This window comes from Saprospiraceae bacterium (assembly GCA_016712145.1).
Lineage (GTDB): Bacteria > Bacteroidota > Bacteroidia > Chitinophagales > Saprospiraceae > Vicinibacter.
Genome location: JADJRO010000001.1, coordinates 1,651,435 through 1,670,620, shown reverse-complemented (window position 1 = coordinate 1,670,620; position 19,186 = coordinate 1,651,435). Strand labels below are relative to the sequence as shown.

Sequence of the window (19,186 nt, the reverse complement as noted above, 5' to 3'; positions counted from 1 at the left end):
ATAAAGAAAGGCTGTTGGCATTATTGCTGACGGCCTTTTTAGTTTTATCAAAGAATTTTAGATATTAAAAAATATGTTTAATTTCACTTATTCAAATTAAAAACCAAATTATGAAAAGAACAGTGTTGTTTATATTTTTTAGCCTGATGTATTTATTACAGCTTGAAGCCCAACGCATCGTAAATGGTACAGTGCAAGATGCCACTGGGAGTCCACTCATTGGCGCCAGTGTGTATGTGGTGGGTACTACCACGGGCACCGTATCAGATGCAAATGGTCGATTCAGTATTAAAATGAATGAAGGCCAGCAATTGCAAATTAGTTTGGTGGGTTATAATCCAGTCACTATTTCTGATTTTAGCAATCCAAATCTGATTATTAATATGGAGCCTTCGATGACGGCTTTAGAACAAGTGGTTGTCGTCGGTACCCGCAGAGCCAATCGCATCCAAACCGAAACCCCCGTGCCGGTTGATGTATTGCAGGTAAGTCAAATGCAATTTCCAACCGCAAAGATGGATGTAACATCCATGCTCAATTTTGCAGCTCCATCTTTTAACTACGCCAAACAATCGGGATCAGATGGTGCTGATCATATTGATTTAGGTACACTCCGCGGAATGGGACCGGATCAAACCCTGGTCTTAATCAATGGAAAACGCAGACATCAAACTGCTTTTGTTTCAGTATTTGGTACCCGGGGTCGTGGTAATTCTGGAACGGATTTAAATGCAATTCCTCAATCTTCCATTGACCGCATTGAAATATTACGCGATGGTGCTTCTGCTCAATATGGGTCAGATGCCATCGCAGGCGTTATGAATATTATTTTGAAAAAGAATCCCGGAAAGTTGACTGGAAGCGCAGGGTACGCTGCGTATTATGACAATAAATACAATACGATTTTATCTAAAGATCAGGGCTATCAGGAATATGATAAAAAAATGGATGGAGCCACTTTTAATGTAGGTGCCAACTATGGGATTTCTCTAGGTAGTAAAGGAGGTTTTTTAAATATTGGAGCTGATTTTGCGCAGATTGATAAAACCTATAGACAGGATCCCGACCAAATCCTTCCATTCAACATCTATCGTAGAACACATGGCGATGGTTCTGTAGATGCATATGGCGGTATGGCCAATTTAGAATTGCCATTAATGGATGATAATAAATTGAATGTGTATGCATTTGGTGGATACAATTTTAAAAAGTCAGATGCCTTCGCATTTACCCGTCGCTTTGATGACAATCCAGAACGTTTTCCAACAGATGATCAGGGAAACTTAATACCCGTTCCTGGAATCATTAAAGCCACTGCAGATGGCAGTAGTTTTTATTACAATCCACACATTCAAACGGAAATTAAAGACCTATCTGGTGTAGCCGGTTTAAAAGGTCAACTAAGATCAGGTTGGGATTGGGATCTTAGTGGAAGTTATGGAAAAAATGATTTTCATTTTTTCGGGGATCAAACATTTAATGCAGGTTTAGGGGCAAGTAAAACGCATTTTGATGATGGTGGATTTAGTTTTTCACAAGCTATCGGCAACTTGGATATTGGAAAAGAATTTCCATCCATTTTAAGTGGATTGCATCTAGGCTTGGGTGCTGAATTCCGTTCAGAAAATTATCAATTGACGGCGGGTGAAGAGGCCTCTTATGCAAATTATAATGTTGATAAGCCCAGCGGTTCTCAAGGCTTTCCTGGTTATCAACCGGGTGATGAAGCCGATGAAACCAGATCAACCTTTGGTTTCTATACCGATCTCGAATTGGATGTTACAAAATCCTTTTTAGTAGCAGGCGCTGTAAGACTGGAAAATTATTCTGACTTTGGTTTTACCGACAATTACAAATTGGCTGCTCGCTATAAAGTTGATAATATGACCACATTGCGCGGCTCTGTCAGTACGGGTTTCCGTGCACCTTCCTTACAGCAAATTAATTTTAGTTCCACCTTTACCACAGTGCAAGGTGGATTGATTTCAGAAGTAAAAATTGCACCCAATTCGAGTCCGATTACAAAAGCAGCCGGTATCCCCGAATTGAAAGAAGAGGTTTCAACAAATTATAATGTGGGTGTCAGCATTCGCCCAAATAACAACATTACATTTTCAGTCGATGCGTATCGCGTCCTTGTTAAAGACCGCGTTGTTTTATCCGGACAATTTAGTGCGGATGATGCCAGCTTGAGTGCTGAATTGCGACAAACTTTACAAGACTTGAAAGTCAGTTATGCACAGTTTTTTGCCAACGCGGTCAACACCACAAATTCCGGCATTGATGTGGTGCTGGATTGCAATCATAAATGTGGCATGGGTAGCTTACGCTATTTGTTTACTGGAAATGTGCAGCGTATGGAAATTGATAAAATTAATGTGCCAAAAGCATTAAGTACTTCACCCTCTAATATTGAATATTTTTATAGTATCCGTGAACAAAACTTTTTATTGGCATCTGCTCCAAAAACAAAATTTGGAATGAGCCTGGATTATAATTGGAAACGTTGGACCATCGGTACCCGTGTAAATTATTTTGGCCAGGTTAATTTATACGGTTACGGTGATTTCGCAAGTTTGTTGCCCGAAGTTCCAACAGATGCGGATGAAAATGTACGGGTCGCTGATTTGTATTTATACAAACCAAAATGGGTTCAAGATGTATTTGCATCAGCTAAAATTATTGACGGACTTACCTTATATCTCGGTGTTGATAATATTTGGAACGAACATCCAGACTTGGGTTATGTACCGAGTGCTGCAGGATGGGCTTACAACAATGAAACCGGCGGTCCCTGGGATGCAGTCCAAATGGGCGGCAATGGTCGTAAATTGTTTGCACGCTTAGGATTTAATTTCTAAGTAAAGATTTTCTTGAGCAATCTTTCTGCATTCCCATCTCTTCCCAAACCAAGGGTTTAAACCCTTGGTTTGGGAAGAGATGGGAATGGGAAAGGAATGCTTTTTCCGATTGAATCATCCCATGCCACAACTCTCTCGCCAACTTAGCTATTCAACACTCTTAGCCATTGTCATTGGAGCCGTCATAGGATCCGGTATTTTTTTGAAGCCGGCCAGCATGGCCATCCAATTTCCTTCTATTTATGGGATTTTGGTTCTTTGGTTGTTTGCAGGAACTATTACACTTATCGGTGCATTGACCAATGCAGAAGTTGCTTGCTTGTATCCGGAGACGGGCGGACAATACGTATTTTTTAAAAAGATGTTCGGTGATTTTGTTGCATTCTTATACGGTTGGGCCTCAATAGTTGTTTTTAATACAGCCGGCATTGCGTCCATTGCATATGTAGCTGCTTATTATCTGGATTATTTAATTCCATTATTTCGGTTTCCAACAAACATCGAGCAAATGTATTCTTTTCATTTGCCGGGTGTCGGTACGTTTTATATTTTGGAAATGTTTGGTAGGAAAATCCTCACGATCGGAGTGATCATTTTTTTTACCATTTTTAATTGTTACAGTACACAGCAAAGCAGTTGGATACAACGTTTTTTGACCGGATTAAAACTTGGTAGTATATTTTGTGCAATCCTATTTTTGTTTTTGTTCTCGCAAAATAATTTTATTTCAAGACCACAAACACCACTTCTTGATAGCAGTTTAGGATGGTCAGGATTTATAGCAGCATTGGCAGGTGCATTTTGGTGTTTTGATGGTTGGAATAATCTCAGTTTTGTTGCAGGAGAAATTAAAGATCCAAATAAATCCATAGCCAAAAGTTTGCTTTTTGGATTGCTGGTTTGTACTGGAATTTATTTATTATTTAATACCGTATTGTTTTATGTACTTCCGTTCAATGAAATCCAGCAATCAGAGTTTGTAGCTGCAACCGCTATGGAATATGTATTTGGCAGCACCGGTGGATTGTTAATTAGTTTTATAGTCATCATTTCAGTATTGGGCGCTGTAAATGGAAATGTCTTTGCTTGTTCTCGGGTGACCTATTCCTTTGCTATCGATCATCGATTTATATCCGGCATTGGTACGATTCATCCAAAATACCAAACTCCTTTTAAGGCCATTATTGTCAATTCAGTCTGGGCATGTTTATTTGTATTGTCCGGTTCATTTGATCAATTGACTGACATCTTGATTTTTGTAAGTTGGATTTTTTATGGATTGAGTGCATCCGGTGTTATAATGTTACGGTACAAAAACCCACAACTTGAACGACCTTATAAAGTGCCATGGTTTCCGTATTTGTCAGGTTTGTTTGTAGTGTTTACTGGATTTTATTTGTACACCACCATTTACAATGATTATATAAATTACATGAACGGTTCACAACCGGTACTCAAATGCATTGTAGGCCTGTTGTTAATTTTAGCAGGAATTCCTTTATATTTTATTTCGAAACGGGCAAAAAAATCGCCACGATTAAGCTCAATCCTGGCGATTTTATTATGTGTTGATTTATTTATTAAAAACGAATCAACCGGCTGGTACCGATCAATTGATTATTTTGATTCAGTTGAATAAAATAAACCCCACTGTTTAGATTTTTTAAGTTCAATGGAATTTGATTCAATCCACTAGTTATATAAATTGATTGATCATCAAGCTGATTTCCGTTAACATCCAATATTAATAATTGAGCAGTTCCTGATTGATTGCTGTTGTATTCAAGAGTACTAAAGTCACTGACAGGATTTGGAAATAGTTTTAAACGAGTCGAGTTGGAGACATCCTGATTTGAAACAGTAACGGTATACGTCCCAAAATCACGTTCTGCCGTGCCAACACCTAATACTCTTTGTTGAATAATCAAGTTTATTTGTTCATCAAAAATTTTATACGTACCATTTAAACTGCTGGTAGAGTTGATGGTTTGTACGGTATAACAGCGGTCTTTATCAAGATTCAGAAAGTAGGTTCTGGCTATGTTGTCAGGAAACGGACCATCAGACAAAATCAATTTGCCCTGATCGTCTTTAATGGTAAAGCTTAATAAGGCAGGTTGGGCACCTGGCTTCATTTCAAAAGTCGAATTTAAAGTGGTGGAAGGTGCTGCCTGAAACGTTAAGAGTGCAGCATTGTTGATGGTATTGATATCACTGCCTCCATTTACTTGTTGCACTTCAATTTGCATGGTATTCTGACCTTTGTATGCAGTATAATTGATTGCAGGCAACACGATATCAACTTCTTTTAAGAAATCCAGTTTACCAGTCCACTGATAAGTAGAAGGGCTGCCGCCATTTACACGATAACTAAAATCAAGCGAAGTCACGGGTAGATTTCCGGTATTAATAATTTTTACAATCGGGGCAGTTTGATTTCCACAAATTACTGTATCTGTAAAGTTACCAGTTGGGTTTGCTTGTTTAATCGCAACATCCAAACCTGCGGTAGGGGTAAATAGCACTTCTTTGTTTTCAGATTGATGAATTTCTTTAGTGGCATGATCCTGAATAAATGCAGCCGTCTCCAGATTTTTAAAATTGTATAACTTGTCAAATTTATAAACGTACTTAAATGTTTTCGTTTGACCAGGTTGATTGATATCTGAAATCGAAATTCCTTTTGAACTTGGCAGGTATTTTTTCATTACATGGTAGAAATTCTTTTCTCCATTGGTGCCTGGCGGACTGGTCCAACTTATAATTTTTTCCAAAACGGCAATGCGCAATACCGGTTTAGTAGTGCTTGCACCGGTCAGTTTAACCGTCACTTCAACTTCAATTGAGTTGTAGTCAGGCAATACGGTATTGCTGATGCTGATTTCATAAGGCGAAGGTTTTAAATATTCATTTTGTATGCTGGCATCTGTGATGGTGGCAGTTGGATTTCCTGAGCTGTAGGCATCGAGAAAAATATCAGGAACTCCTGTAACACCATAATAATTTACCCGGTCCTGTACTTCTCCAGGATTGTCTTTGTTCATAGGGTCTACGCCTGGCCAGCTTACCTGATGCGTGATTTTTGTAATTTTAGTTTTGTTGCGTTCCAGAATGGGTTGTAATTGTGGATTGATTGCAGCACAAGGTCCACAGGAAGCCTGAGTAAAATGTTCAATCAACACTTTACGTTGGGATTGCCCCAAAAGGGAAGCAGTCCAAAGACAAAAGAATAGAATGCTTAGGTTGAAGGATTTCATAATTTTTTAAATAAGGACTTAAAGGTAATGGATGTAGTCAGATTTTGGAGGGGCCTTAGTCATTTTTAACGTAAAAATTCCCTGCCTTGATAAATATTAGCATAATTTCTAAAACCAAATAAAACATTGTCTGTTTGCATCTGAACGGAAGTATCCGAAAGAGCCTCCCCGGTAGTTGTCTTATAAATCTGTCAAAGGACAAAGGTTGGTTATTGTTGCTGCCGGGGATTTTTTAAAAATATTGCTTCTGTAACAAAAGCCAGCCAAGAAGCTATAAAGCTGTTAAGCTGAAACGCTCAATTTCAGACTCCTCTTCTCATCTTATCCACCTCTCCACTCCTCCCTCTAGCCTCTAGCCTCTAGCCTCTAGCCTCTAGCCTCCTCCCTCTAGCCTCTAGCCTCTAGCCTCTAGCCTTCTTCTTAGGTACCGGATCTGCTCCACTTTTGCCCCAAGGATGACAACGACTGATGCGCCGAAGTCCTAACCAAAAACCTTTAAAAATTCCCCACTCTTCAACTGCCTGAATCATATAGGTAGAACAAGAAGGTTCGAAACGACAATTTTTTCCTAATAGGGGAGAAAGTAGGTATTGATACGCTTTAACGGGGATTATAATCAAGTATTTGAGCACCTTCAAGTGAATTATAAATTGAATTATTTTACTTTATCTTTTATGATGTTTTTTACCTGACTTTTAAGTTTCTCAACAGCATCCAATAACAGCGTTTCGTTGCTTGGAAAAGCTACTAAGCGGCCTTTTAATATGCGTTCACATTCATCGGTTACGTAGCTCCGATCCCCTTTAATTAATCTGGCCATTTTGTTTTCAAACACGCCTTCTACTTGCAAGCTTTTAGTATATTCAATATCGGAAGATCGTACATTAATAAATTCCAATCGACCTCCAACCAAGACGGATTTGAGTTGACTAATTTCTTCGATGGTTGCAACATAACGGCTTACAACTTTTTCTTTAATTTCTTTACCCAGAGAATCTCTTCTTGGTTTATCATTTCTATCTTTCACCACTTCTTCTTTAGTGATTTCATTTACATCATCATATATCCTTGTTTTTTCACGTTCAGGACTAAATTCCATTTGAGTTAAATTGAGTAGGATGTAATGATCGTAGTTTAATGCTGGATTTGCTCTAACATCAACATGTTTAAAGTTAGCATTCAATCCACCCACACTCCATTTTAATAATTCAGCTTCAACATCTGCAGGTATTATCTGGTTGGTTTGATTATTTATTTTAACCAGATAATTTTCCATGCTTAAATTGAGAGCATCTTTTTTTAACTGTTCTTTTTCTTTGTATTGACTAAATAAACCATCTATTTTATAGAGGTAATTATAAGCTTCCCGTGCAGCGTTCTTATCACCACTTCTTCTAGATTCATCAATTAGACTGAGTGCGGATTGATAATAAAAATCAGCAGTATTGCGCTTGGATTCTTTTTTAAGTTCATCAATATTTACAAAATTAAAAGTGGCTTGATATCCATCATTTGTTTCCAAAGGCAATAATCCTTCAATTTTATTTTGCCTGGAAGTAATTTGATTGTGGATGGAATAAACTCGGGTCCAGTTTTCTGGAATGTTTTCATCACGCAATGTTTTTTCTGTCCTCAAATCACGGTCCTGTGCTTTTTTAAAAGCATATTCCAATGCAATGACTTCATCTTTCTTTTTATTTTTCTTTCCGGCAAGTTTGTGTACCAATTTATCAATAGCCTGATCATATTGACCCTTGTCAATCATTTTATCTACATTAGCACACGAAGCTAAAACCAACAAGGAAAGCAAATAGTAACATAGATTTTTCATTTCATTTGAATTTATAATTAAGAATGTAAGACTACAAACAAATTGTATTTAATTATAGGATTTAAATTGGTATAAAACGCTTAATGAGTTAAAAGGATTTAATAGAGTTTTAACGGAAGTGTTAAGGAATTTGAAAATGTTTCAATAGTTCAATGTTCCAATGTTCCAATGTTCAAATGTTCCAATGTTCCAATGGTTTATTATTACAATTTTAAAATTATAGCATTGTACCATTGCAGTATTGAACCATTGTAGAATTGTACTATTGCAGGATTGTAGCATTGAACCATTTAATCCACCTACAGTTTACAGCCTATAGACTTCCTCTCTTAAATCTTCACAAGTGCCCGGAACAGAAGTCGAATCTGCACACCTTTCGGCATACGCCCCTCAAACGTACGTGTCTACCAATTTCACCACCCGGGCAGAATGGGGCAAAGATAAAACGGGAATGTTTGTTTTTTCTACTCTTGGTCGCAGTCAAGGATAATTTGTTGAACGGATTTTAGGTTCAGTTTAATTCCAAAAGCGTAAACCTTCATGTTTTAATGCCCTAATTATCAAGCCTAATATACAAATCAATAATTTTTAATAAATATTTAATATTATTATATTATGTAATATATAATTCATTTATTTGCAGTGTTTAATATGTATTAAATCTCCAAACAGCTTAATGTCTTTATAATTAATAATATTATATATAAACTTTTTTATAATATTTTTCGTTGATTATTTGGATATTTGAATGCTAGAATTTATTTTTACGTCAAATCCCAGCGACAGTATATCTATAACGATCAGATACCCTATCGCTCCATTTTATAAGTTTTAATTCAAATTGGTTTATCCAATTCAACCAGACATCTATTTAATTTTAGATAAAGAACGTAGTTTTCTTATTTTGAGACCTTAGTCGAAAGAGCCTGAATTTGCGCCTTGCAAATTTGGGCTTTTTTTTTAGCGATAGGCTATAGTCTTTGGTCTATGATCAGCTTCACCCCACTCGTTACGATCCCCTAACAACTAATTAATTTCTCGCGGAGCCGCAGAGCCGCAAAAAGGACAATTAATAATTAATAATTAAACTTAAAGCATTCAACTGTCACCTAACACCTACCAACCATCAACTATTCTCACCTCTAGCCTCTAGCCTCTAGCCTCTAGCCTTTAGCCTCTAGCCTTTATCCTCTAGCCTCTAGCCTCTAGCCTCTAGCCTCTAGCCTCTAGCCTTTATCCTTTAGCCTCTAGCCTCTAGCCTCTAGCCTCTAGCCTCTAGCCTCTAGCCTCTAGCCTTTATCCTTTAGCCTCTAGCCTCTAGCCTTTATCCTTTAGCCTCTAGCCTCTAGCCTCTAGCCTTTATCCTTTATCCTCTAGCCTCTAGCCTCTAGCCTTTAGCCTCTAGCCTCTAGCCTTTATCCTCTAGCCTTTATCCTTTATCCTTTATCCTTTATCCTCCTCCCGATTCCCAATCAATTCTTCCCAATACTCAGCCGCCCTTCGCGTGTGTGGAATACAGATCGAACCACCAACCATATTGGCGATTGCAAATACGTCATAAATCTCTTCTATACTCACTTCATTTTCAAAACATTTTTGTAAATGATATTTGATGCAATCATCGCAGCGAAGTACCATGGAGGCAACTAGTCCCAGCAATTCTTTGGTTTTCACAGGAAGGGCTGACTCCTGATACATTTGATGATCCAAAGAAAAAAATCGTTTTAAAGGAAGGTGATCGTGCGATAAGATTACATCGTTCATCCGAGATCTGTAGTCATTAAATTCCTTTACAAGTGACATGGTTTTATTTATTTTGAATTTGCTAAGATTAAACTGTGTTTCGATTGTATTGTTTCCAAATACTTGCAATCATTTTTAAGGGAATACAACATCCGGAAAAAATAAAGGCGCTGGCGAAAAAGATCATTTCAGTTCGAATATAAACAGACAAGCTGGATTGATCGGCTTCATTGAGATGTGAAACAAATTCCTGAATTCCAACTTCATCCAGATACCCTTTGAATCCATAGAACGAGGTAATGCCCCAAAATACGACCGGTATCATTAAGAAGAGTACGACCAACTTAAAAGGGATCCACCAGGCATATGGGGTATATTTCCAAAGAAAGATCCATCGGACAAATAAGATCAATCCCAAAATATAAAAAAAGTTGACCGTATAAAATTCAAATTCAATTTTGTAAAAATGGATTGGAAACAGAATAAGTCCTGCCAACAGCGCTGCTGATATCCACCAAATGAGTTCGATTGTCCAAATATTACGAAGAACGTTCATGATTTGTTTTTAATAGAATTTTAGATCAATCCGTGGAAAAGCGTGTAAATGTAAGCCACAGCTTCCTCATTGAATTGTATCTTTACTCCATGTGGCAAAAATACTACCGGTACATCATCGGGATCGGTATCTTGATCTTTTTATTATTTGTACTGAGTTATTTCAGTGAAGTCGTAAGTTATATTCTTATTAGTTGGGTACTCAGTATGATTGGTCAACCCATTATGGGTTTCCTATTGGTCCGCCTCCATTTGTTGCGTTTTCCTTTTGGAAAATCATTAGCTGCTTTGTTAACCTTAATCAGTATGTTTAGTATTTTAGGGGTTTTGCTTTGGCTCTTTGTGCCTTTGGTAATTCAACAGGCAGTCGTTTTATCTAAAGTTGATTTTAATGAGATTTCTTTGGCTTTGCAAGAACCCATCAACAAACTGAATTACTGGTTGCGTTCAATGGGTTTGGAGCCTGGACCCAGTGCGGGAGACCAGGTTAAATCGTTTATTGGATCTTATTTTGATCCCAGCCACATCAGTGATTTTTTTGGGACCTTACTCAGTAAAGCAGGATCCATATTTATTGGCTTGTTTTCAATTTTGTTTATCAGCTTTTTTTTCTTGAAAGAACGTGGATTATTTACAGAAATCGTGGAGTCATTTGTCCCTACCGGACAAGAGCGAAAAATTCGGAATGTCATTGATGATGTAAGTATTTTATTAACCCGTTATTTTGGAGGGATTGTCCTTCAAATGACCATTCTTATGCTCCTTTCAACAGGATTTTTAAGTTTTTTCGGAATCAAAAATGCCTTATTGATTTCATTTTTTTATGTCGTTATGAATATCATTCCTTATTTAGGTCCGGTGATCGGTGCAGCTTTTGCTTGCTTACTTACAATTTCCTCTAATCTGGAAATGAATTTTTATTCACAAACGCTTCCTTTGTTATCAAAAGTGTTGATGGTTTTCATCGTTATTAAACTTCTGGATGATTTTATAATCCAGCCATATATTTTTTCGAAACGCGTACAAGCACATCCTTTGGAAATATTTATTGTCATTATGATTGGCGCCAGAGTGGGTGGAATTATTGGAATGGTTGTAGCAATTCCAGCATATACGATTTTCAGAGTATTGGCTAAAACCTTTTAAGTGAATTTAAAGTGATTCGTAAAATTACAGAAGATTTAAGAACCAAGGAATTGACAACAGAAGAGGATTAATTTTGAAATATATTTGTTTCATCAGCATTAACAAATAAATACTATGTATTCCGATATTCAACACGCATTTGAAGGGTATCTGCAAAGTTTAAGCAGCATGATTCCATCGATAGTAAATGCTTTAATTATTTTAATTATCGGATGGATATTGGCAAAAATTATCCAATGGCTGGTTTATAAATTAAGTCATGCATTGGGAATCGATCGATTGGCTCAAAAATCCGGTGTACATCGGTTCCTTGAAAAAAGAGGCATTAAACGGGGTTTTTCCGGACTCGCTTCTTCTATCTTTTTCTGGATGATCATTTTGATTGTGATGGTCAAATTTTTTAATCTCCTGGGTTTAGAAGTTGTATCCGATTTACTCAATCAGTTTTTGTTTTTTATCCCCAATGTCTTAATCGCATGTGTTCTTATTATACTTGGCTTTTATCTTGCAGAATTTGTTTCCAGCCTGGTAGTAGGATCATTGGAAGAAAGCAGTTTTGAAAACCCTGAATTGATTGGCAAATTGGTTTTCTACTGCATTGGTTTTTTTACACTGGCAATAGCCCTAACCCAAATTGGAATTGGTGAAACCATCATCACCAATGTGGTGAGTATATTTTTTGGCTCCATTGGATTGGCCTTTGCCATTGCATTTGGACTGGGTGCAAAAGACTGGGCATCTGGTATTATGAACAAGTATTTTTGGAATTCCAAAGATTCGGAAGAATGAAAATTGGAATCAATGTTCCAATTTTTCAATCCTGCAATGTTCCAATCATAAGATGTTTCAATTGAATATCAAAAGCTAGGCGTAGCTTGCAGCTACGTCAAACGGGAAGAAGAAAATGCTACAATGTTTCAATGCTGCGATGTTCCAATCTAGCGATATTTTAATAATGCAACATTTCAATTTAATATCCAAAGCTAGGCCTGGCTTGCAGCTACGTCCAACGGGTCCATTCAGAAATACGGGGCAGTGTTTTTTTACGACAAACTGTTGGTTTCAACTTTAAATTCCAACAATACTTCAAACGGAATGTATTTTAAAACATCTTGATTCGTAGATTCCAAAATAAGTTCAGGAGCAGCACCGGCTTCCCAGGCCTCTTTCCATCTCAAGGCACATAAACACCATTGATCACCGGGCTTAACTCCGGCAAACTGATATTCTGGTCTTGGGGTAGATAAATCATTGCCTCTGAGTTTTGAGAATTCAAGAAATTCAGTTGTAGCGCGGATGCATACCGTATGCATTCCAAGATCATCAGCCCCAGTTGTACAACAGCCATCGCGGTAAAACCCGGTTAAAGGATCCATACTGCAAGGCACTAAAGGCTTTCCAAACACATTTAATTTTAAGTTCATCAATCTATATTTAACTGAATATCAATTATTTATATTAACACAGCGGCTCAGTTTGTAGAGTTGAATCTGTAGTCTATCTAAAATCAGTTGTCAGCAAGTAGTAATCAGAAGTCAAAATTTGTCCACTATAATCTAATAGTCTTATAGTCTATCTGTCTTATAGTCTATCAGCCTTATAGTCTATCAGTCTAATAGTCCAACAGCCCTTTCAACCTATTTCCTCTTCTCCACATCATTAACATATATTTTATCAATAAAACGTGTCAAAATTGTACTTTTGTGGCAAATTTTAAAATATTTAAACAATATACCAAAATGAATAAGATTGTAACGCTTGCTTTTTCTGTTTTGTTCTTAGCTTCTTGTGTATCAAGTAAAAAATACAAAGATCTTCAGTCTGAAATGGAAAATGCTAAAATGAGTTTGCAAAAATGCAATGACAACCTTGCAAACTGTGAAACTGAGAAAGCTAAAATAGCTTCTGATTGCAAAAGTCAGGTAGCTACCTTGGATGCTGAATCCAAATCCAAATCAAGCAAAATTAAATCGCTTGAAGAGCAAATGGAAATGCTGAAAAAAACCAATAACAATTTATTGGATCGTTTATCAGATTTATCCATTGTAAGTAAAGCAGGTGCAGAAAGTATTAAGAAATCCTTGGATGCCTTGAATGAAAAAGATCGCTACATCAAGGATCTTAACAATGCGATGGCTCGTAAAGATTCCCTCAATATGGCATTGATCCTTAACCTGAAAAGATCGCTTTCAGGTATTAATTCTGAGGACGTAAATATCGAAGTTAAGAAAGGCGTTGTGTTTATTTCGCTTTCTGATAAAATGTTATTTAAAACAGCGAGTGCAAGTATCAATGAAAAAGCAGGAATGGTTCTTGAAAAAATTGCTAAAGTCTTAAATGATCATAAAGACCTGAACATTATGGTTGAAGGCCATACGGACAATGTACCGATGTCTAATGACTGTGTAGCAGACAACTGGGACCTGAGTACAAAAAGAGCAACTGCAGTGGTTCGTATGTTGGAAAAGAAATACAAAGTGAGCCCAAGTCGCATGACTGCAGGAGGTCGCTCAGAATATGATCCAAAAGCAGCCAATGACAATGCAGAAGGAAGAAAAGCAAACCGTCGGACCGAAATAATTCTGGTACCACAATTAGATCAATTCTTTAAATTGATCGCCCCTCAGAGCTAAGCCCTGATAAAAAATTAATAGCTAAAATGCCATGTACATTCCTTTTGTACGTGGCATTTTGCATTTTTATTGACTCGAAATTTTATTTTGCCAGCTAAACAGGATGGAAACCCATTAAAACCTGAAAAATTGGAAGGATTCAATACGTTCTCAAGATTATATTTTGGTAACATTAAAATGTCTGTTTTATTTATAATGTATATAAGATCAAATAATAGCGCATTATGTATTATAAATATAATTAATATATTTTTTTTTAAATTTCCATTTCCTGCAAGCACATTTTTTCAACGAAATCGTTTTATCATTACGCAAACAAGAGGAAATACCGCTATGCTAAAACTTTGCATTTGTTTGGTTTGGCTGTTTTTTCTTCTATCATTTTAGAATAAAATTTTTTAATTCATTCAAAACTGTTAATTCCAGTCGGTTATGAGTAATCCAAACACAAAGGGTGCAGAAGCATCCAGTAGTAAATTCAGTTCGTTATTTGCAGCCATTGTTATCCCTGTGGCAATCGTTGTAGGTGTATTAGTTTACATGTTTATTCTTGGAAGTCCAGCTCACTTTGAAGGGGGCGATCCAAATGGACATCCCCATCCCGGTGATTATTTAGGGATGATGTACAAAGGAGGAATTCTGGTTCCAATCCTTATGGGTCTTTTTATGATTGTTATTGCTGTAATTATCGAACGGATGTTGACCATTGGTGCTGCATCAGGAAAAGGTTCGATTCAGGGGTTTGTTCGCAAAATCAAACAACTCTTAGATGGAAATCAAATCGATCAGGCCATTGCTGAGTGTGACAAACAAAAAGGTTCTGTTGCCAATGTGATCCGTGAAGGTTTGACAAAGTACAAAGAGATGACAAAAGCTACAGATCTTGATAAAGATCATAAAGTATTGGCTATCCAAAAAGAAATTGAAGAATCGACTTCTTTGGAATTACCCATGTTGGAAAAAAACCTGGTAATTCTTGCTACGATTTCTTCAGTGGCAACCCTTTTCGGATTATTAGGTACTGTATTTGGAATGATCCGAGCATTCTCTGCCATTGCAACCGCAGGAGCTCCGGATGCAGTAGCCTTATCAACGGGTATTTCTGAGGCTTTGATCAATACGGCTTTAGGTATCTCTACCTCTGCACTTGCCATCATATCATACAATTATTTCACAACAAGGATTGATGGATTGACTTATGGTATTGATGAAGCGGGTTTTACAATTGCTCAAACATTTGCTTCCAAGCATTAATCTATAAACCACTAGCATACCATTATGCCAAAGGTTAAAGTTCCACGAAAAAGTACGGCCATTGATATGACTGCGATGTGTGATGTCGCATTCTTACTATTGACCTTCTTTATTCTTACTACCAAATTCAGACCACAAGAGGTTGTGCAAATTGACATCCCTTCTTCAACGGCCCAAATTCCAATTCCAGATAAGGACATATTAATGATCCATATTTCACCGGATGGAAAAGTATTTATGGGTTTGGATGATCAAAATACCCGTTTGGCTTTATTGGATAAACTGGAGGAAGCCTACAGTATAAAATTTTCACCAAAACAACGGGATGCATTTCGACTCACTGAATTGTGGGGAATGGATATTCGCCAGTTGCCTCAATTTTTGGATCAGGATATTAATACCCGTGCAACAGCTGCACAACCAGGTATGAAAATTGATACCGCGGGAGGTGAACATCAATTGCAGGACTTGATTTTATTTTCAAGACGTGCCAATAATAATTTAAGAATTGCCATTAAGGCAGATAAGACAACTGAATACAAAGCCTTTGATAAAGTAATTGAAACGCTTCAGGAACAAAAAGTCAATCGTTTTAATTTAATTACATCGGCTCGAACCGGTAAAGAGTAAAATCATTTTTAAAGCAAACAATTCAAATGAATTATGGCTGAAATGAATGTCCCGGAAAGTGGGGCGAAGAAAGGAAAAAAGAAGGCGCGATCGAAAAAGATGTCTACTCGTGTAGACCTTACAGCGATGGTGGATCTGGGCTTTTTATTGATTACCTTCTTTATGTTGGCAACTACCTTCAATAAACCCAAAACCATGGAGGTAAATAAACCGGCCAAACAAAAGGAAGATGTTGAAGAACCACCCATCAAAATGTCCAAAACTGTCAATTTCCTTTTGGGTAATAATAATTTAGTGTATTGGTATGTATCTCCGGATGAAATCAATGCCGATACCAATTTGGAATTAGACAGTGTGGATTACAGTGCCAATGGCGTTCGTCAAATTATTAAAAGGAGAATCAAAGAAGTCCACGAAATGTGGACGGATACGACCAACTTGTTTGTAATGATTAAACCCTTACCAGGGTCTAAATACAAAAACATCGTTGATATTCTGGATGAAATGACCATTAACAATGTTCGGACTTACGCAATCTTAAAGCCAAATGATCCAGTGGACAGTCTGGTTTGTTTAAAGATTGGTCAATCCAGGAAATAAATTGAAGAAATTTTTGTTATACCATTAATACGCTTAAATAAAAAGCAATGGAGAATAAAGATTATATGAAACTAAGCATGGATGAAATCGTCTTTGAAGGACGAAATAAATCCTATGGTGCCTATTTGTTGCGTAAAATTTACGACGACAACATGGCTCGTTCTGCCATTTTGGGCATCTTGCTTTTTATATTGGGAATCAGTATGCCCATGATCATTAAAATGGTGAAAGGTTGGATCCCTGAAAAAGCAGATAAAGAAATTATGAAAGAAGTGGTTTTAGCAGATGCACCACCGCTGGATCCTAAAAAACCACCGCCACCTCCTCCACCAAAAGTAGAGCCTCCACCAATTAAAGATCAAATAAAATTTGTTCCCCCGAAGGTTAAAAAAGATGAGGAAGTAAAAGAAGAAGAACCACCACCTCCAACAATTGAGGAAATGAAGGATAAGGAAATTGCCACAGAAACGAAAGAAGGCGATAAAGATGGAATCGATGCATCCTTGCTTGAACCTCCTCCACCAGTAGTTGAAGAGAAAAAGGAGGAAGAGGTATTTAAGTTTGTTGAACAAATGCCCGCATTTCCAGATGGCGATGCAGCCATGATGAAATACATACGTGAGCACATCCGTTATCCGGCTATTGCCAAAGAAAACGGAATTGAAGGAACCGTAGTAATCCAGTTTGTCGTAACCAAAGATGGCGACATCCAAAGGGTACAGGTTGCCCGAGGCATTGGCGGCGGTTGCGACGAGGAAGCTTCACGGGTAGTCAAATCCATGCCAAATTGGAAACCAGGCAAACACAATGGCAAAGCCGTCCCGGTGAGTTTTACGCTCCCAATCCGATTTAAGTTGGAGGGCTAGTGCTCCTGCGAAGGATATTTTTCATTTTATTGGGAATCAGCTACATCGTCTTGGGTGGGTATGTATATTTCTACCCTATAATTTCAGCACCTTGGGGCTATGTGTTTTCTATTGCCTGCATCCTCTACGGAAGCTGGAGAATTTACAGAGGGCTAAAACTAACAGAATAATTAATTTAACCAACCCATTTCAAAACCCGGGATCACTCAAATTTGTTTTAATTTTAATCCATGCAATCATTTGATTTTATTTCGCTCTTACTCGGGCTTGCAATCGGTCTGATATTTTTTTTACTCAATTATTTAAACCAAAATAAGAAAGGAGAAGCACTTAGAAATTTGTGTAGTTCGCAGGAAGCTCGAATAAAGTCAGCTGATGAACGACTCAAGGAATATGATATGCAATTATTGCAGAATAATTTAAAACTTGAACAGAAACAAGGTGAACTCAATAGTTTGATTTCTGAAAATGCATCGCTGTTGAGTCATATTCAAAATGCTAAGGAACAGTTGCAAAAAGCAGTTGGTGAATTAACTGAACAAAAAAATGAGAATTACGCGCGCCAGAATGAAATTAATCAGCTGAAACAAAACCTGGCTGAAAGCAAAACTCAAAATCATTTTTTTCTTGAAAAACTGGAAAACCAAAAACGTGATTTTGAAGAGATGAAGAATCGTGCACAGTTGGAATTTCAAGAATTGGCACAAAAAATTCTGGAAGAAAAATCCCAGAAATTTACATCTGCCAACAAAGAAAATCTTGACAGTCTTCTAAAACCTTTGGGTGAAAATATAGATCAGTTTAAAAAACGTGTCGAAGAAACTTATGATAAAGAATCGAAGCAACGTTTTTCACTGGAAGAACGTGTCAAGGAGTTGGTTGAAATGAATCACAAATTAAGTAAGGAAGCCAATAACCTTGCATCAGCACTTAAAGGACAATCTAAAAAACAAGGAAACTGGGGTGAAATCATATTAGAAAGTATTTTGGAAAAATCAGGTTTGCAGAAGAACCGGGAATATAAAGTTCAAGTCAGCATGCAAACCGAAGATGGTAAACGCCTTCAACCGGACGTTGTGGTGTATTTACCTGATAACCGGACGATCATCATTGATTCAAAAGTTTCACTCATCGCTTACGATCGTTTTTCATCTTCTGAAACAAAAGAAGATCAGGATGCAGCTCTTAAGGAACATGTAAAATCCATGTACCAACATATTGATCAATTAGGTGATAAAAAATACGATACCTTAGTTGAAAGCCTGGATTTTACCATGATGTTTGTACCAATCGAACCGGCTTATCTCATTGCAATGCAGGAAGATCAGGAACTGTGGGCCTACGCCTATGCCAAACGAATATTGTTGATTAGTCCGACGAATTTAATCACCTCCCTAAAATTAATTGCTGACCTCTGGAAGCGCGAACAACAAAGTAAAAATGCATTGGAAATTGCCAAACAAGGAGAACGTATGTACGACAAAATCATTGGGTTTTTAGAAAGCATGGAAGATGTTGGCAAGCATCTCAATAAATCACAGGATGCATATCACAAAGCAGTTGGACAGTTACGAGATGGCCGTGGAAGTTTGGTCAGTCGCGCTGAAAAAATGAAAAAACTTGGACTCAATTCTCAAAAAGAAATACCCGGAACCCTAATGTCTTTTGATGAATCAGAAGAAGAAGAGGAAACAGACATAATTTAATATTTCATAATAGTAATTTTCAAACTAAACGAAAGCTAGCCGTAGGCTGAGCCTACTCCCAGCGTAATATGTTGCAGGAGTAGACCTAGAATCAGCCTAAGTCC

16 protein-coding genes and 1 tRNA gene are annotated in these 19,186 nt (G+C 37.3%); 10 read left to right on the top strand and 7 right to left on the bottom strand.

Annotated features, from left to right (window positions below; genetic code table 11):
• The first annotated feature begins 110 nt into the window (after positions 1-110).
• Together IPK91_07155 and IPK91_07150 are read left to right on the top strand one after the other, a co-directional pair.
• Positions 111-2,861 (top strand): TonB-dependent receptor, encoded by a 2,751-nt coding sequence (locus IPK91_07155; GenBank protein ID MBK8297042.1) that lies wholly within the window; start codon positions 111-113, stop codon positions 2,859-2,861.
• 121 nt (positions 2,862-2,982) lie between these two features.
• Positions 2,983-4,500: an amino acid permease gene (locus IPK91_07150; protein ID MBK8297041.1), complete on the top strand. Its 1,518-nt coding sequence runs from the start codon at positions 2,983-2,985 to the stop codon at positions 4,498-4,500.
• Here IPK91_07150 and IPK91_07145 read toward each other — a convergent pair.
• From IPK91_07145 to IPK91_07120, 6 genes are all read right to left on the bottom strand, one after another.
• Positions 4,442-6,118, bottom strand: coding sequence for an Omp28-related outer membrane protein (locus IPK91_07145; protein ID MBK8297040.1), 1,677 nt, complete (start codon positions 6,116-6,118; stop codon positions 4,442-4,444). The two genes, IPK91_07150 and IPK91_07145, sit on opposite strands and share 59 nt — an antisense overlap.
• A 401-nt stretch (positions 6,119-6,519) precedes the next feature.
• Positions 6,520-6,765: a membrane protein insertion efficiency factor YidD gene (gene yidD / locus IPK91_07140; protein ID MBK8297039.1), complete on the bottom strand. Its 246-nt coding sequence runs from the start codon at positions 6,763-6,765 to the stop codon at positions 6,520-6,522.
• 8 nt (positions 6,766-6,773) lie between these two features.
• A complete protein-coding gene (locus IPK91_07135) occupies positions 6,774-7,949 on the bottom strand; it encodes a hypothetical protein (GenBank protein ID MBK8297038.1) in 1,176 nt (391 codons plus the stop codon).
• A gap of 344 nt (positions 7,950-8,293) precedes the next feature.
• A tRNA-Leu gene (locus IPK91_07130) sits at positions 8,294-8,375 on the bottom strand.
• A 1,017-nt stretch (positions 8,376-9,392) separates the two neighbouring features.
• Complete coding sequence (locus IPK91_07125; GenBank protein MBK8297037.1) at positions 9,393-9,752, bottom strand: carboxymuconolactone decarboxylase family protein; 360 nt, start codon at positions 9,750-9,752, stop codon at positions 9,393-9,395.
• A 28-nt stretch (positions 9,753-9,780) separates the two neighbouring features.
• The gene (locus tag IPK91_07120; GenBank protein MBK8297036.1) at positions 9,781-10,248 is read right to left on the bottom strand and encodes a hypothetical protein; all 468 of its coding nucleotides are present in this window, start codon (positions 10,246-10,248) and stop codon (positions 9,781-9,783) included.
• A gap of 32 nt (positions 10,249-10,280) precedes the next feature.
• On the opposite strand from IPK91_07120, the gene IPK91_07115 reads away from it, so the two are divergent.
• Both IPK91_07115 and IPK91_07110 read left to right on the top strand, forming a co-directional pair.
• On the top strand, positions 10,281-11,393 hold the full coding sequence (locus IPK91_07115) for an AI-2E family transporter (GenBank protein ID MBK8297035.1): 1,113 nt from the start codon (positions 10,281-10,283) through the stop codon (positions 11,391-11,393).
• A gap of 114 nt (positions 11,394-11,507) precedes the next feature.
• Positions 11,508-12,182 (top strand): hypothetical protein, encoded by a 675-nt coding sequence (locus tag IPK91_07110; GenBank protein MBK8297034.1) that lies wholly within the window; start codon positions 11,508-11,510, stop codon positions 12,180-12,182.
• A gap of 254 nt (positions 12,183-12,436) precedes the next feature.
• Here IPK91_07110 and IPK91_07105 read toward each other — a convergent pair whose 3' ends face one another.
• The gene (locus IPK91_07105) at positions 12,437-12,817 is read right to left on the bottom strand and encodes a DUF2237 domain-containing protein (protein MBK8297033.1); all 381 of its coding nucleotides are present in this window, start codon (positions 12,815-12,817) and stop codon (positions 12,437-12,439) included.
• Between the two features lie 315 nt (positions 12,818-13,132).
• Here IPK91_07105 and IPK91_07100 point away from each other — a divergent pair, with 315 nt between their 5' ends.
• The 6 genes from IPK91_07100 (at position 13,133) to rmuC (ending at position 19,082) form a co-directional block, all read left to right on the top strand.
• The gene (locus IPK91_07100; protein ID MBK8297032.1) at positions 13,133-14,026 is read left to right on the top strand and encodes an OmpA family protein; all 894 of its coding nucleotides are present in this window, start codon (positions 13,133-13,135) and stop codon (positions 14,024-14,026) included.
• Between the two features lie 432 nt (positions 14,027-14,458).
• A complete protein-coding gene (locus tag IPK91_07095) occupies positions 14,459-15,280 on the top strand; it encodes a MotA/TolQ/ExbB proton channel family protein (protein MBK8297031.1) in 822 nt (273 codons plus the stop codon).
• A gap of 24 nt (positions 15,281-15,304) precedes the next feature.
• Positions 15,305-15,910, top strand: coding sequence for a biopolymer transporter ExbD (locus IPK91_07090; protein MBK8297030.1), 606 nt, complete (start codon positions 15,305-15,307; stop codon positions 15,908-15,910).
• Between the two features lie 33 nt (positions 15,911-15,943).
• Positions 15,944-16,510 carry a biopolymer transporter ExbD gene (locus tag IPK91_07085; protein MBK8297029.1) on the top strand — a complete coding sequence of 189 codons (567 nt, stop codon included), beginning with the start codon at positions 15,944-15,946 and terminating at the stop codon, positions 16,508-16,510.
• Between the two features lie 47 nt (positions 16,511-16,557).
• Positions 16,558-17,376 carry an energy transducer TonB gene (locus tag IPK91_07080; protein MBK8297028.1) on the top strand — a complete coding sequence of 273 codons (819 nt, stop codon included), beginning with the start codon at positions 16,558-16,560 and terminating at the stop codon, positions 17,374-17,376.
• 398 nt (positions 17,377-17,774) lie between these two features.
• Positions 17,775-19,082, top strand: coding sequence for a DNA recombination protein RmuC (gene rmuC, locus IPK91_07075; protein MBK8297027.1), 1,308 nt, complete (start codon positions 17,775-17,777; stop codon positions 19,080-19,082).
• Positions 19,083-19,186: the final 104 nt, after the last annotated feature.